Below are 1,795 nucleotides of genomic sequence, written 5' to 3'. Positions count from 1 at the left end.
CCCCGCCGTTCTCCGCCGCCGCCAGGTCGACTGTGCCCGCCAGGAACCGGGGGTCCGGCGCGGGTTCGCCGTGCACCCGCAGCCTGGCGATGCCCCCGTCGGGGATCATCCGCAGCCGCACGTGGGTCACGGGCGTCTCGTCGGCCACCGCGTAGGCGTTGCGGATGTCGCCCTGCGCGGGGGACGGCGGGACCAGCGGCCGCCACGATGCCGCGGCGAGCTGCTCGGCGTCCGGGTAGCCCTCGACCCACGCACCGTCGAGGGCGACCTGCGGCGGGTAGTTGCCGCGGAAGAAGGCGGTGTCCACCACGACGCCGCGGACCACGCCCGGCACCCCGAGCCGGATGATCGCCGCGTCCTCGCCCGGCGTTCGACGGCGACGGCTCTCCCAACCGTCGTAGACCTTGCCCTTGTGCCCGAACAGGGTCGGGTCGAAGACCGGCTCGCCGGGCAGGAGCAGATTCTCCTTCTCGGCGAAGAACTCGTCGTCGGCGTGGACGACCGCGCCCGCGAGGGTGCGGGAGGCCAGATCCGGCAGTGTGAGGAAGTCAGGCGTGGTGGACGGGGTCGCGGTCATGCGGGGGTCTCCATTCTGGACGAGGCCAGGGAAGGGATGGGGCGGAACACCGGGTGGCCCGCGGCGGGGCGGGCCAGGTCAACGCGGTGGCCGGCGAGGTACACCTCTCGCACGACGCCGGCCAGGGCCCGTTCGGCGTAGGCGGTCACGGGGTTCTTGTGCTCCAGCCGCTCGGGCAGGACCACGAAGGCGTCGTCGGGGGCCAGGACCACCAGGTCCGCGCGGGCGCCGGGACGGATAGCCCCCCGGTCGGGAAGGCCGACGAACGCGGCGGGCCCGGAGGCCATCCACCGCACCACTTCGGGCAGCCCCATCCCCCGGCGCCGGGCCTCGGACCACATGATCGGCAGGCCCAGTTGGACGGAGGCGATCCCGCCCCACGCCTCACCGAAGTCGCCGCTGTCGAATCGCTTGAGCTCGGGCACGCACGGGGAGTGGTCGGAGACCACCAGATCGATGGTCCCGTCGCGCAGCCCCTCCCACAGTCCCTCGCGGTTGCCGGCCTCCCGGATCGGCGGGCAACACTTGTAGTGGGTGGCACCGGGTTGGATCTCCTCGGCGAAGAGCGACAGGTAGTGCGGGCACGTCTCCACGGTGATCGGCAACCCCTCGGCCTTGGCGGCGCGGATCAGCGGCAGTGCGTCGGCGGCGGACAGGTGCAGGATGTGCGCGCGGCACCCGGTGCGCCGGACGCCGTCGATCACCTGCGCCACCGCGCGGACCTCCGCCGTCACGGGCCGCGAGTCGAGGAACCCGGTGTATGCCGGCCCGGACGGCGCGGGCTGCGCGTCGATGGTCCCGGCGTCCTCGGCGTGGACGATCAACAGGCCGTCGAACGACGCGATCTCCGCCATGGCCGCGAGCATCTGCGCCGGGTCCAGCGGCGGGAACTCGTCGATCCCGGAGTGCAGCAGGAAGCACTTGAACCCGAACACGCCGCCGTCCCACAGTTCGCGCAGTCGGCCGCGGTTCTCCGGCACCGCGCCGCCCCAGAAGCCGGTGTCGACGTGCAGTTTGCCCACCGTGCTGGCGAGTTTGGCGTCGAGCGCGGCGGGGCTGGTGGTGACGGGACTGGAGTTGAGGGGCATGTCGAGCAGGGTCGTCACGCCGCCGCGGGCCGCGGCGCGGGTGGCGCTGGCGAAGCCCTCCCAGTCGGTGCGTCCGGGTTCGTTGACGTGCACGTGGGTGTCGACCAGGCCGGGCAGCAGGACCACGTCG

General features: G+C 73.1%; 1 protein-coding gene and 1 pseudogene. Both read right to left on the bottom strand.

Going from position 1 to position 1,795, the window contains the following annotated elements:
• Positions 1-577, bottom strand: a pseudogene (locus G6024_RS15770) (allantoicase); the annotation flags it as partial.
• Positions 574-1,795: allantoinase AllB (gene allB, locus G6024_RS15765; RefSeq protein WP_159149134.1), on the bottom strand; the 1,222-nt coding region annotated here is incomplete at its 5' end. The pseudogene G6024_RS15770 and the gene allB, both read right to left, overlap by 4 nt.

Origin of the sequence: Dietzia maris, from assembly GCF_014144855.1 — a bacterium.
Classification (GTDB): domain Bacteria; phylum Actinomycetota; class Actinomycetes; order Mycobacteriales; family Mycobacteriaceae; genus Dietzia; species Dietzia kunjamensis.
The sequence above is the reverse complement of the archived record's forward strand: the minus strand, read 5'-3'. Positions and strand labels throughout refer to the sequence as shown.